This window comes from Pseudoduganella sp. SL102 (assembly GCF_027856995.1).
Classification (GTDB): domain Bacteria; phylum Pseudomonadota; class Gammaproteobacteria; order Burkholderiales; family Burkholderiaceae_D; genus Rugamonas; species Rugamonas albidiflava.
In genome coordinates this window covers 4,295,132-4,308,474 of record NZ_CP115554.1, presented here as the reverse complement: position 1 = coordinate 4,308,474, position 13,343 = coordinate 4,295,132, and the positions used below count along the sequence as shown (strand labels likewise).

General features: G+C 67.7%; 7 protein-coding genes and 1 pseudogene. 6 read left to right on the top strand and 2 right to left on the bottom strand.

What is annotated here, in order from left to right; all coding sequences use genetic code 11:
* Nucleotides 1–58: 58 nt before the first annotated feature.
* Nucleotides 59–3,653, top strand: a pseudogene (locus tag OU994_RS18345) (hydantoinase B/oxoprolinase family protein).
* A 3-nt stretch (nt 3,654–3,656) separates the two neighbouring features.
* Here OU994_RS18345 and OU994_RS18340 read toward each other — a convergent pair.
* On the bottom strand, nt 3,657–3,872 hold the full coding sequence (locus tag OU994_RS18340) for a hypothetical protein (RefSeq protein WP_281607067.1): 216 nt from the start codon (nt 3,870–3,872) through the stop codon (nt 3,657–3,659).
* A gap of 116 nt (nt 3,873–3,988) precedes the next feature.
* The gene (locus OU994_RS18335) at nt 3,989–4,870 is read right to left on the bottom strand and encodes an SPFH domain-containing protein (protein WP_281607066.1); all 882 of its coding nucleotides are present in this window, start codon (nt 4,868–4,870) and stop codon (nt 3,989–3,991) included.
* A 204-nt stretch (nt 4,871–5,074) separates the two neighbouring features.
* Here OU994_RS18335 and OU994_RS18330 point away from each other — a divergent pair, with 204 nt between their 5' ends.
* The 5 genes from OU994_RS18330 (at nt 5,075) to purL (ending at nt 13,323) form a co-directional block, all read left to right on the top strand.
* Nucleotides 5,075–5,782, top strand: coding sequence for a YIP1 family protein (locus tag OU994_RS18330; RefSeq protein WP_281607065.1), 708 nt, complete (start codon nt 5,075–5,077; stop codon nt 5,780–5,782).
* Nucleotides 5,783–5,806: 24 nt separating this feature from the next.
* Nucleotides 5,807–7,063: an efflux RND transporter periplasmic adaptor subunit gene (locus tag OU994_RS18325; RefSeq protein WP_281607064.1), complete on the top strand. Its 1,257-nt coding sequence runs from the start codon at nt 5,807–5,809 to the stop codon at nt 7,061–7,063.
* Nucleotides 7,060–7,770, top strand: a complete 711-nt coding sequence (locus OU994_RS18320) for an ABC transporter ATP-binding protein (protein ID WP_281607063.1) — start codon at nt 7,060–7,062, stop codon at nt 7,768–7,770. Before OU994_RS18325 ends, OU994_RS18320 begins: the two co-directional genes overlap by 4 nt.
* Nucleotides 7,767–8,987 (top strand): ABC transporter permease, encoded by a 1,221-nt coding sequence (locus OU994_RS18315; RefSeq protein ID WP_281607062.1) that lies wholly within the window; start codon nt 7,767–7,769, stop codon nt 8,985–8,987. Before OU994_RS18320 ends, OU994_RS18315 begins: the two co-directional genes overlap by 4 nt.
* Before the next feature lie 304 nt (nt 8,988–9,291).
* A complete protein-coding gene (gene purL / locus OU994_RS18310) occupies nt 9,292–13,323 on the top strand; it encodes a phosphoribosylformylglycinamidine synthase (protein ID WP_281607061.1) in 4,032 nt (1,343 codons plus the stop codon).
* Nucleotides 13,324–13,343 lie beyond the last annotated feature (20 nt).

Below are 13,343 nucleotides of genomic sequence, written 5' to 3'. Positions count from 1 at the left end.
AAGAAGCCGATAGAATAGCGTTTTTCGCGGGCGGGGTGCGGCAATGGCGGGAGCGGACATGGATTGGCAATTCTGGATCGATCGGGGCGGCACTTTCACGGACATCGTCGCGCGGCGGCCGGACGGCACGCTGGCCACCCACAAGCTGCTGTCGGAAAACCCGGAACGCTACCGGGATGCGGCGCTGGCCGGCATCCGCCACCTGCTGGGCCTTGCCGCGAACGAGGCCGTGCCGCCCGGGCTGGTCGGTGCCGTCAAGATGGGAACGACGGTGGCCACCAATGCGCTGCTCGAGCGCAAGGGCGAGCCGACCGTGCTGGCCATCACGCGGGGCTTTGGCGATGCGCTGCGCATCGCCTACCAGAACCGGCCACGCCTGTTCGACCGCCACATCGTGCTGCCCGAACTGCTCTACGGGCACGTGATCGAGATCGATGAACGCATGGGTGCCCAGGGCGAGGTGGTGGCACCGCTCGACGAAGCGGTGGCGCGTGCCGCGCTGGGCGCGGCGTTCGAGCAGGGCTACCGCTCGCTGGCGATCGTCTTCATGCACGGGTACCGCTTCACGCAGCACGAGGCGGCCGTGGCCCGCATCGCCCGGGAACTGGGCTACACGCAAGTGTCGGTGTCGCACCAGGCCAGTCCGCTGATGAAGCTGGTGGCGCGTGGCGACACCACCGTGGTCGACGCCTACCTGTCGCCCGTGCTGCGCCGCTATGTCGACGGGGTGGCCGCCGAACTGGCCGGCGTGCAGCTGCAATGCATGCAGTCGAACGGCGGCCTGGCCGATGCGCGGGCGTTCCAGGGCAAGGACAGCATCCTGTCCGGCCCCGCCGGCGGCATCGTCGGCATGGTGCGGGCCAGCCGGCTGGCCGGTTTCGACAAGGTGATCGGCTTCGACATGGGTGGTACTTCCACCGACGTATCCCATTACGCGGGCGAGTTCGAACGCGTGTTCGAGACCCAGGTGGCCGGCGTGCGCATGCGCGCGCCGATGATGAGCATCCACACGGTGGCGGCCGGCGGCGGCTCGATCCTGCATTTCGACGGCAGCCGCCTGCGGGTGGGACCGGACAGCGCCGGTGCCGACCCGGGCCCGGCCAGCTACCGGCGCGGCGGGCCGCTGGCGGTGACCGACTGCAACGTCATGCTTGGCAAGATCCAGCCGGAAGAATTCCCGCATGTATTCGGGCCGGACGGCGACCAGCCGCTCGATGCGGCCACGGTGCGCACCCGCTTTGCCGCACTGGCGAAGGAGATCGCCCGAGCTCACGGCACGGCGACCACCCCGGAACAGGTGGCGGCCGGATTCATCGAGATCGCGGTGGGCAACATGGCGAATGCGATCAAGCAGATCTCGGTACAGCGCGGCCACGACGTCACCGGCTACGCGCTGACCAGTTTCGGCGGCGCCGGCGGCCAGCATGCCTGCCTGGTGGCCGATGCGCTGGGCATGAAGACCGTGTTCATCCACTCGCTGGCCGGCGTGCTGTCGGCCTATGGCATGGGGCTGGCGGACCAGGTGGCAATGCGCGAGCGCGCCGTCGAGGCCCGGCTGGAAGGCGGCATGCTGCCTGCGCTGGCCGCCACACTGGAGGAGCTGGCCGACGACGCGTCCAGCGAGTTGCGCCGGCAGGGCGTCGACGGGGATCGCATCGTCCTGGCGCGCCGCGTGCACCTGCGCTATGAAGGTACCGACTCGGCACTGGTCGTGCTGCACGGCGACGAGGCGGCCATGCGCGAGCAGTTCACCCAGGCGTACAGGAAGCGCTTTTCATTCCTGATGCCCGACCGCGCGCTGGTCGTCGAGGCGGTATCGGTCGAAGCGATCGGCCGGTCCGATGCGCCGGCGGAGGTGGTGCCGGAGCAGGCGCCGCGCGACGGGGCGGCGCGGGCCCATCGCCAGGTGCCGATGTACAGCGCCGGCGCCTCGCGCGATACCGCCTTGTACCACCGCGGTGAGATGCGCATCGGCGACGTGCTGCGCGGCCCGGCCATCATCGCCGAGGCCAACGCCACCACGGTCGTCGAGGCGGGCTGGCAGGCGCAGGTGACGCCGCAGGATCACCTGGTGCTCACGCGCGTCGAAGCGCTGCCGGCGCGCCGGGCGATCGGCACCACGGCCGATCCGGTGATGCTGGAAATCTTCAACAACCTGTTCATGTCGATCGCCGAGCAGATGGGATTGCGGCTGCAGAACACCGCGCATTCGGTCAACATCAAGGAACGCCTGGACTTTTCCTGCGCGATCTTCGATGGCGCCGGCAACCTGATCGCCAACGCGCCGCACATGCCGGTGCACCTGGGTTCGATGGGCGAGAGCATCAAGCGCGTCATGCATGCCAACGCCGGCGCGATGCGCCCCGGCGACGTTTACATGCTGAACGATCCGTACAACGGGGGCACGCACCTGCCCGATGTCACCGTCATCACGCCGGTCTTCGACGAGGCCGGCGCCGGGATCCTGTTCTACGTGGGGTCGCGCGGCCACCACGCCGATATCGGCGGCACCACGCCGGGCTCGATGCCGCCGGACTCGCGCACCATCGACGAGGAGGGCGTGCTCATCGATAACTTCAAGCTGGTCGCCGCGGGCGTGCTGCGCGAAGCCGAGACGCGCGCTGCTGGCGGGCGGGCACTACCCGGCCCGCAACCCGGACCAGAACCTGGCGGACCTGCGCGCGCAGGTCGCGGCCAACCAGAAAGGCGTCGAGGAGCTGCACCGGATGGTGGCCCATTTCGGCCTGGACGTGGTGCGCGCCTACATGGGCCACGTGCAGGACAACGCGGAGGAAGCGGTGCGGCGCGTGATCGGCGCGCTGCGCGATGGCGCCTTCACGGTGGACCTTGACAACGGCGCGCGCATCCGCGTGAGCGTAACGGTCGACGCGGCGGCGCGCAGCGCCACGATCGATTTCACGGGCACGTCGCCCCAGCTGGAGAACAACTTCAACGCGCCGTCGGCCGTGTGCATGGCGGCCGTGCTGTACGTGTTCCGCACCCTAGTGGACGACGATATCCCGCTGAACGCCGGCTGCCTGAAGCCGCTGCGCGTGATCATTCCGCCCGGTTCGATGCTCAACCCCCAATATCCGGCGTCGGTCGTCTCCGGCAATGTCGAAACGTCGACCTGCATCACCAATGCGCTGTATGGCGCGCTGGGCGTGATGGCGGCCGCGCAGGGCACCATGAACAATTTCACGTTCGGCGGCAGCCGCCACCAGTACTACGAGACGATCAGCGGCGGTTCGGGCGCCGGCGAGGGTTTCCACGGCACCGATGTGGTGCAGACCAACATGACCAACTCGCGCCTGACGGACCCGGAGATCCTGGAGTTCCGCTTCCCGGTGCGCCTGGACAGCTACGCGATCCGGCATGGCTCCGGCGGCGCGGGGCGCTGGCACGGCGGCAATGGCGCGGTGCGGCGCGTGCGCTTCCTGGAACCGATGACGGCGGCAATCCTGTCGAACAACCGTGTCCACGCACCGTTCGGCATGGCCGGCGGCGCGCCCGGCGCGACCGGCAGGAACAGCGTGGAGCGCGCCGATGGCGGCGTCGAGGTACTGGGCCACATCGGCAAGACGCTGATGATGCCGGGCGACGTGTTCGTCATTGAAACGCCGGGCGGCGGCGGTTACGGCACGCCGGAGTGACGCTCAGGGCTGGTCGCCTCCGCCGCCTCCGTCATCCGCGTCGTCCGCGCCGCGCGCCGGCGGCTGCACCCTGATGCCCCGGCGTGCCAGTGCTTCGCGCAGCAGGAATTCAATTTCCGCATTCACGCTGCGCAGGTCGTTCGCGGCCAGGCGTTGCAGTTCGGCCCACAATGCCGGGTCGATCCGCAACGGAAAGGCTTTTTTACCGGGACTTGCCATGGTTTCTGCTTTGGTCTTTCAGGGCATGGATGTGGCTCAGCCAGGCTGGCGCCGTGGTTTGGTGTATTTGTTCGGCCCGGTCGGCGGGTCGGTCAGCGGGTCGGTCAGCGGGTCGGTCAGTTATACAGCGTGCCCGCATTGATGATCGGCTGCGCGTTCTGGTCCGAGCACAGCACCACCAGCAGGTTGCTGACCATCGCCGCCTTGCGCTCCGGGTCGAGTTCGACGATGTCGCGCTCGGCGAGCGCCTTCAGGGCCGCATCCACCATGGTCACGGCGCCGTGCACGATCTTGGCGCGCGCGCTGATGATGGCCTCGGCCTGCTGGCGGCGCAGCATGACCTGGGCGATCTCGGCCGCATAGGCAAGGTGCGTGAGCTTGGCATCCACGGTTTCCACGCCCGCCGCCTCGAAACGCGCCTGCAGCTCGGCGCGCAGTGCCAGCGCCACTTCGTTGGCGCCGGCCCGCAGCGTGGTTTCGCCCGCCGCCAGGTCGTCCGCCTCGTCATACGCATATTGCGATGCCAGGTGGCGCAGCGCCGCCTCGGCCTGGATCGACACGTAGCGCTCGAAATCGTCCACCTCGAACACGGCCTGCGCCGTGTCCCGCACGCGCCAGACCACGGCGGCGCCGATCTCGATCGGATTGCCGCGCTTGTCGTTGACCTTCAGCGTGGCCACGTTCAGGTTGCGCGCGCGCACCGTCAGCTTGCGCTTGCGGTACAGGGGAAACGCCCAGCGCAGCCCTTCGCTGCGGTCGGTCCCCACGTATCTGCCGAACAGCGTGAGGATCGCGGTCTCGTTCGGCTGCAGCATGTACAGGCCCGCGGCGAGGAAGACACCGATCACGATCAGCACGATACCGGGCAGCAGCAGGAAGCCCCGCAGCGCGAGCGCCCCCGCGATCACGAGCAGCACGCCGCCGGCGGCCGCCAGGTAGCCGTTGATCGAAGTGAAGCGCGTTTCCTGGCAGGCTTCCTGCCGAAACTGTGCAGCCATGCTGTTCTCCCTGTGGATATTCGGTTATATTAAAGTGATATCACTTTAAGATCTCCGGTGCGCTCATGTCAAGTACTGCCCAAGGACTGCCGCTCATCGGCATGAGCGACTGGACCGCCGTGAGTTTTCGAGAGAATGGCGGCACGGGTGCGCCGCTACAATGACGCGCCGGCATGGCCGGCCCCAATGTCGACAAGGAGGAGCATGAGTCCCAGCAGGAGCATGAATCCCGGTGTTGCCGATCTCGGCCGCATCCTGTACGAACCCGGCGCCGTCTTCGCCGGCCTGAAGGCTCGCCACAGCGCATGGCTGCCGCTGCTGGCCTTCCTCGCCCTGCAATCTGCGGTGGCGTACTGGTGGGTGGCCACGGCGGATTTCGCCTGGCAGCGTGAGCAGATGACGGCCGGTGTTCCGGGCCTGGCGCCGCAAGGACAGGCTGCGCTGGAAACGACCATCGCGCCGACACCGATGATGATCACCCTGCAGCTCGGGCTGGTGTTCGGCACGCTGGCCGCCTATGCTGTGCAGGCGTGCTATTTCCTGGTGGCCGGCAAGGCGCTGGATGCCGATGTCCGCCTGCGCCAGTGGTTTGCATTCGTCAGCTGGGTGAATGTGCCGAAGCTGCTGGTGTTGCCGCTGATGGCGCTGCAGATCGCCGTGTCGGACGGCCGCGTGACGCTGGAAGACCTGAACCTCGCATCGCTGGCATCGCTGCTGCGCATGGACGAGGCCAACCCATGGCATGGCCTGGCCGCCGGGCTGGATTTCACCACGGTGTGGAGCATCGTGCTGGCCACCATCGGCCTGCGTGTCTGGACCGGTTGCGGCGCGCGCGCCGCGGCCGTGACCGCGGTGTTGCCCTATGCCGTCATCTACGGCGTGTGGGCGGCATGGATCGTTCTTTTTTCCTGAGGCACCATGCAGCGTAAATGGATAGTGACGGCAGTGATCGCGGTTTGCCTGGCCGTGCCGGTGGCCATCAGGTTCATGGCCCCGCCGGCGGGCCGCGAAGTCGAGCTGACGAAAGTGGTGCCCCGTGAAATCCGCGCCACGGTCCTGGCGACCGGGCAGCTGGTGTTCCGGCAGGAAGTCCAGCTGTCGGCCGAAGTGATCGGCAAGGTAGCCGCCGTGCTGGTCAGCGAGGGCGACAGCGTGCGCAAGGGCCAGCCCCTGCTGCGGCTCGATCCCACCGTGTACCTTGCCGAGGTGGCCCAGCAGGAAGCGAATCGGCGCAGCGCGGCGATCGCCATCGAGCGCGCGCAGATCAACCTGGCCAACCAGAAGCGGTCGCTGGACCGCGCGCAGCGGCTGTACCAGGCGAAGTTCATCGATATCTCGAAGCATGACGACGCGGTGCACCAGGCCGAGCTGGCGCAGGTGGAATTGCGCGCCAGCCGCGAGGCCCTGGGCCAGGCCGAGGCGCTGCTGTCGCAGGCCCGCGAACGGCTGGCCAAGACCGAGGTGAAGGCGCCGATCGACGGTACCGTGACCGCATTGCCGATCAAGGTGGGCGAGACGGCGGTGGCCAGCACGACGGGGATCGCCGGCTCGTCGCTGATGACGATCGCCGACATGGGCGCCATCATCGCCGAAGTCAATGTCGACGAAGCCGATATTGCCCAGGTGGCGGTGGGCCAGCCGGCCCAGGTATTCCCGGCGGCCTATCCGGAACAGCCGATCGGCGGCAAGGTCGAGCAGATCGCGATGGCGCCGCGCGCCGCCCAGCCGGGCGCCACCGCCCAGGGCCGGAGCTACGTGGTCAAGCTGCGGCTCGACGAAACCCGGCCCGCGCTGCGCTCGGGCATGACGTCCCGCGTGGAAATCGCCGCCGGCGCCACCGTGAAGCGGCCGGCCATTCCGCTGCAGGCACTGCTCAATGATGGACAGGGCGGTGACGGACAGGGCAAAGAAGGACAGGGCGCGCGTAGTGGAACCCAGGGCACTTACCACGTTTTCGCCGTGGAGAATGGCCGGGCGGTCCGGAAGGCGGTGCAGGTCGGCATGTCGGACGACACCAGCCAGGAAGTATTGAAGGGCCTCGCCGTGGGCGACACGGTGGCGATCGGTCCGGCCAGGGTATTGCGCGAGCTGAACGACGGCGATTCCGTCATTCCCGCGCCGGCCAGCCCGGCGGCGGCCGGGAACACGCCCGTCACGGCAGCAAAGCCGGCGGCTGCGGGGAGCGCGCGGTGATCCGCCTGAAGGGGCTGTGCAAGCAGTACCGGATGGGCGACCAGACCGTGCATGCGCTGCGCGATGTCGACCTGGCGATCGAACGCAACGAGCTGGTGGCGTTCATCGGCGCCTCGGGCTCGGGCAAGTCGACGATGATGAGCATCATCGGCTGCCTGGACCGGCCCAGCAGCGGCGAATTCCAGCTCAACGGCAGCGACGTGGCGCGGATGGATGACGATGCGCTGGCCCGCGTGCGCAACCGCGAGATCGGCTTCATCTTCCAGAGCTTCCACCTGCTGCCGCGCATGACGGCGCTGGACAACGTGGCGCAGCCGCTGGTGTACCGTGGCATCGGCCCGGCGGCCCGTTGCGAGCTGGCGGCGCGGTCGCTGGAACGGGTGGGGCTGGAGTCGCGCATGCACCACCGGCCGAACGAACTGTCCGGCGGCCAGCGGCAGCGCGTGGCGATCGCCCGCGCGCTGGTCGGCTCGCCGGCGCTGCTGCTGGCGGACGAACCGACCGGCAACCTGGACTCGGCCACCACGCGCGATATCCTGGCGCTGATCCGCGAGGTGTACGAGGCGGGACAGACGGTGGTGATGGTGACGCACGAACCGGACATCGCGGCGCAATGCCGGCGCGTGGTGCGGCTGCAGGATGGCCGGATCGTGTCCGACACGGGCGACGGCGGCAACGCCGGCAACGGCGTGGCGAGTCCGGCATGATGCTGCTGCGGGAAAGCGTGCGGTCGGCACTGGCATCGATCCGTGCGCACCGGCTGCGCAGTTTCCTCACGGCGCTGGGCATCATCATCGGCGTGGCTTCCGTGATCACGGTGATCTCGCTGATCCAGGGCCTGTCGAAAAGCGTTTCCGACCAGTTCTCCGGGCTGGGCGGTACCAGCGTGACGATCCGCGCGCACAACGAGATGAAGGACCAGATGCGCGGCAAGATCAACTACCTGCGCCTGGAAGACGTGGAGCAGGTGCGCGCGCGCGGCGAGGGCATCCGTTACGTGAGCCCGGTGTTCTCGCCCGGCTTTTCGGAAGTGCGCTACATGAGTGCCTCGACCACGGCGCGGGTGCTGGCCACCTCGCCCAGCTACCAGGACGTGAACGGGCGCTATACGCGGCTGGGGCGTTTCATCAGCGAACCGGATGACGCGCGGGCGCGGCGCGTGGCCGTCATCGGCGAAGACCTGATCGCCGAGCTGCACCTGCCGGCCGACCCGGTGGGCAAGTTCATCCACTACGGCGGCGAGTGGTTCAAGATCGTCGGCGTGCAGGAAAAGCAGGGCGCCGTGTTCGGCATGTCGCAGGATAACCAATTGATCATTCCATTCAACACGGGCCGCAGCATCCTCGGCAACCACCGCCGGCCCAACCTCTCGATCACGGTCGCCGTCAGCGAGCTGGCGGACCTGGACGCGACGATCGGCCAGCTGACCGGCGTGATGCGCACGGCGCACCGCCTGCGGCCGGGCCAGCCCAACGATTTCGAGATCGAGTCGGCCGAGCAGCTGGCGCAGACCTTCGAGAAGATCAGCACGATGGTGACGCTGGTGATGGGCGGGGTGGTCGGCGTGGCGCTGCTGGTGGGCGGCATCGGCATCATGAACATCATGCTCGTGTCGGTGAAGGAGCGCACGCGGGAGATCGGCATCTGCAAGGCGCTCGGCGCGCGCAGCCGCGACATCATGGCCCAGTTCCTCGTCGAGGCGGTCATCCTGGCGACGCTGGGCGGGCTGATCGGGCTGGTGCTGGGCTACGTGCTGGGGGCCGTGATCGCCGGCCTGATCCCGGATTTCCCGCCGGCCGTGGTGCCATGGTGGGCGGTGGCGCTGTCGCTGATGTTTTCAGGTGGCGTCGGCATCGTGTTCGGCGTGATGCCGGCGCGGCAGGCGGCGCGGCTGGATCCCATCGAGGCGCTGCGCTACGAGTAACTGCGGAGTAACTGCGGAGTAATCGCGGAGAAATCGCGGAGAAATCGCGGGGCAAGCGCGCCATATGCGGCGGGTTCTAATTCTCGTTGGATACAATTGCTGCCGGGCCTGACTCGGCAACCCCTCCGGCAACCCTCCCGGCAACCCTCCCGGCTACCCTGTAAGTTACCCGTTGAAAGAGGTATAATGCCGGCAAATCAACCAGCCCATTCAGCGCTGGCGCACTTCGAGAGCCCGTGGTTTCCATTGCCGTGCCTATTTTCTTCTTAATCCGCAGCCCCGCTGCACCGACTCGCTCCCAACCATGTTGATACTCCCGGGCTCCAACGCCCTGTCCGCATTCCGTAGCCAGCGTCTTCTCACCCAACTGCAAGCCGTGCTGCCCGCCGTATCCGCGGTCCAGGCCCGGTACGTCCACTTCGTCGATACCCAGGCCGAGCTCTCCGCCGAGGATCGCGCACGCCTGGACGGCTTGCTGACCTACGGCGAACCGGCCCAGGCTGACGTCAGCGACGGCGCCGTCGAGTCGTTCGTGGTGATTCCCCGTTTCGGCACGATTTCGCCCTGGGCGTCGAAGGCCACGGACATCGTGCACAACTGCGGCATGACGCACATCCACCGCGTCGAGCGAGGCGTGGCGTATCGCGTGGTGCTCAAGGGCGGCATCCTGGGCACCAGCCTGGGCGCCGCGAAGGGCCTGAATGCCGAGCAGGCGCAGGCCGTGGCCGCGCTGCTGCACGACCGCATGACGGAATCCGTGCTGCGCGACGCCAGCCAGGCGGCCGGCCTGTTCGGCAGCCTGGAAGGCAAGGCGCTGGAAACCGTGGACGTGCTGGGCCATGGCCGCGACGCGCTGGTGCGCGCCAATGCGGAACTGGGCCTGGCGATGTCGGACGACGAGATCGACTACCTGAACGATGCGTTCACGGCGGCCAAGCGCAACCCGACCGACGTGGAACTGATGATGTTCGCGCAGGCCAACTCGGAACACTGCCGCCACAAGATCTTCAACGCCGACTGGACCATCGACGGCGTGGCGCAGGACCGCTCGCTGTTCAAGATGATCAAGAACACGCACGAGAAACAGCCGAAAGGCACGATCGTCGCGTATTCGGACAATTCGTCGATCATGGAAGGCGCCACTGTGACGCGCTTCTACCCGCGCGGCGAAGGCCATGAGTACGGCGCGTCCACGGAACTGATCCACACGCTGATGAAGGTGGAGACGCACAACCACCCGACCGCGATCTCTCCGTTCCCGGGCGCCTCCACGGGCGCCGGCGGCGAGATCCGCGACGAGGGCGCGACGGGCCGCGGCGCCAAGCCCAAGGCGGGCCTGGCCGGCTTCACCGTGTCGAACCTGATGCTGCCGGACGCCGTGCGGCCTTGGGAGAACGCGCAAGACGTGACCAGTGCGGCCACCGCGAAAGAGGACGCCACCGCGGCGGCGTACGGCAAGCCGGAGCGCATCGCCTCGCCGCTGCAGATCATGATCGACGGTCCGCTGGGCGGCGCCGCGTTCTCGAACGAATTCGGCCGGCCGGTGCTGGGCGGCTACTTCCGCACCTATGAACAGAACGTGGGCCATGCCGTGTATGGCTACCACAAGCCGATCATGATCGCCGGCGGCATCGGCAACATCTCGGCGCAGCACACGCACAAGAACGATATCCCGGTCGGCAGCCTGCTGGTGCAGCTGGGCGGCCCGGGCATGCGCATCGGCATGGGCGGCTCGGCTGCCTCGTCGATGGCGACCGGTACCAACACGGCCGACCTGGATTTCGATTCCGTCCAGCGCGGCAATCCGGAAATGGAACGCCGCGCCCAGGAAGTGATCAACGGCTGCTGGCAGATGGGCGAACGCAACCCGATCATCTCGATCCACGACGTGGGTGCGGGCGGCCTGTCCAACGCCTTCCCGGAAATCACCAATGATGCCAAGCGCGGCGCGATCTTCGATTTGCGCAAGGTGCCGCTGGAAGAATCCGGCATGGCGCCGAAGGAAATCTGGTCCAACGAATCGCAGGAACGCTACGTGCTGGCGATCGCCCCGGACGACCTGGCGACCTTCCGTGCGCTGTGCGAACGCGAGCGCTGCCCGTTCGCCGTGGTCGGCACGGCCACCGAGGAACGCCAGCTGAAACTGATCGACCCGGAAACCGGTACCGATCCGGTGGACATGCCGATGGACGTGTTGCTGGGTAAACCGCCGAAGATGCACCGCGACGTGCAGCATGTCGAGCGCGCCTTCCCGGCCATCGACCTGACCGGCGTGGCGCTGGAAGAAGCGGCGCAGCGCGTGCTGCTCCAGCCGACCGTGGGCGACAAGAGCTTCCTGATCACCATCGGCGACCGCAGCGTGGGCGGCATGTCCGTGCGCGACCAGATGGTCGGGCCGTGGCAGGTGCCGGTGGGCGATTGCGCGGTGACCACGCTGTCGTACGAAGGCTACCTGGGCGAGGCGATGGCGATGGGCGAGCGCACGCCGCTGGCCGTGATCGGCGCGCCGGCATCGGGCCGCAGGGCGGGGGGCGAGACGATCACGAACCTCGCGGCGGCGCCGATCGAGGATATCGCGTCGATCAAGCTGTCGGCGAACTGGATGGCCGCCTGCGGCCAGCCGGGGCAGGATGCCGCGCTGTTCGATACCGTGAAGGCGATCGGCATGGACCTGTGCCCGGCGCTGGGCATTTCCATCCCGGTCGGCAAGGATTCGCTGTCGATGCGCACAACGTGGTCCGACAACGGCGAGCAGAAGGCCGTGGTGTCGCCGGTGTCGCTGATCGTGTCGGGCTTCGCGCCCGTGTACGACGTGCGCAAGTCGCTGACGCCGCAGCTGCGCACCGACCTGGGCGACACGGCGATCATCGTCATCGACCTGGGCCGCGGCAAGAACCGCATGGGCGCATCGATCCTGTCGCAGGTGCTGGGCCAGCTGGGCAATGAGGTGCCGGACGTCGACAGCGCGGAAGACCTGAAGGCGTTCTTCGCCGCGATCCAGCAACTGAACCGGGATGGCAAGCTGCTGGCTTACCACGACCGGTCGGACGGCGGCCTGTACGCCACGCTGGTGGAGATGGCCTTTGCCGGCCGTGCCGGCCTGTCGATCAACCTCGACATGCTGACCCTGGAAGGCGAGCATGCGGCCGACTGGGGCGACGCCAAGAACTGGGCCAGCCAGGTGGGCGAGCGCCGCAACGAGCTGACCCTGCGCGCGCTGTTCAGCGAAGAGCTGGGCGCCGTGATCCAGGTGCGCGCCGAGGAGAAGTCGGCCGTGATGGACGTGCTGCGCTCGTTCAACCTGGGCGCGTGCAGCCATATCATCGGCAAGCTGAACGACCGTGGCGTGATCGAATTCACGCGCGACGCGAAGCTGGTCTATGCCAAGCCGCGCGCCGAGCTGCACCGCCTGTGGAGCGAAACCAGCTGGCGAATCTCGCGCATGCGTGAAAACCCGGCGACGGCGGACCAGGAATACGACCGCCTGCTGGACGAAACGGATCCCGGCATGACGCCGAAGATCACCTTCGACCTGGACGACAACGTGGCGGCGCCGTTCCTGGCCACGGGTGTGCGGCCCCGTGTCGCCATCCTGCGCGAGCAGGGCGTCAACTCGCATATCGAGACGGCGTGGGTGATGCACCAGGCGGGCTTCGCCGCGATCGACGTGCACATGAGCGACCTGATCGCCGGACGCGTGAAGCTCGCCGACTTCCAGGGCGTGATCGCTGTCGGCGGTTTCTCGTATGGCGACGTGCTGGGCGCCGGCGAAGGCTGGGCCAAGTCGATCCTGTTCAACCCCGCGCTGTCGGACCAGTTCGCGCAGTTCTTTGCCCGCACGGATACCTTCGGCCTGGGCATCTGCAACGGCTGCCAGATGATGAGCAACCTGAAGTCGATCATCCCGGGCGCCCAGGCGTGGCCGAAGTTCACGACCAACAAGTCGGAAAAGTTCGAAGCCCGCTTCGCGCTGGTCGAGGTGCTGGACTCGCCGTCGATCTTCTTCCAGGGCATGGCCGGCACGCAGACGCCGATCGCCATCGCGCACGGCGAGGGTTATGCGGACTTCAGCCAGACCGGCAAGCTCGACGAGGCGATCGCCGCGATGCGCTACGTCGACAACCGCGGCAGTGCCACCGAAGCCTATCCGTTCAATCCGAACGGTTCGCCACGCGGCATCACGTCGGTCACCACGCCGGACGGCCGCTTCACGGTGCTGATGCCGCACGCCGAACGGGTGTTCCGCACCGTGCAGCATTCGTGGGCGCCGGACGGGTGGAACGAGGATTCGCCGTGGATGCGGATGTTCCGCAATGCGCGCAAGTACGTTGGCTGAGATGCGTGGGCTGAAGTGCG

Excerpts from the sequence above, each read along its gene's own strand:
- OU994_RS18315 (WP_281607062.1), top strand. The coding sequence starts at position 7,767 with ATGATGCTGCTGCGGGAAAGCGTGCGGTCGGCACTGGCATCGATCCGT.
- OU994_RS18335 (WP_281607066.1), bottom strand. The coding sequence starts at position 4,870 with ATGGCTGCACAGTTTCGGCAGGAAGCCTGCCAGGAAACGCGCTTCACT.
- purL (WP_281607061.1), top strand. The coding sequence starts at position 9,292 with ATGTTGATACTCCCGGGCTCCAACGCCCTGTCCGCATTCCGTAGCCAG.
- OU994_RS18330 (WP_281607065.1), top strand. The coding sequence starts at position 5,075 with ATGAGTCCCAGCAGGAGCATGAATCCCGGTGTTGCCGATCTCGGCCGC.
- OU994_RS18340 (WP_281607067.1), bottom strand. The coding sequence starts at position 3,872 with ATGGCAAGTCCCGGTAAAAAAGCCTTTCCGTTGCGGATCGACCCGGCA.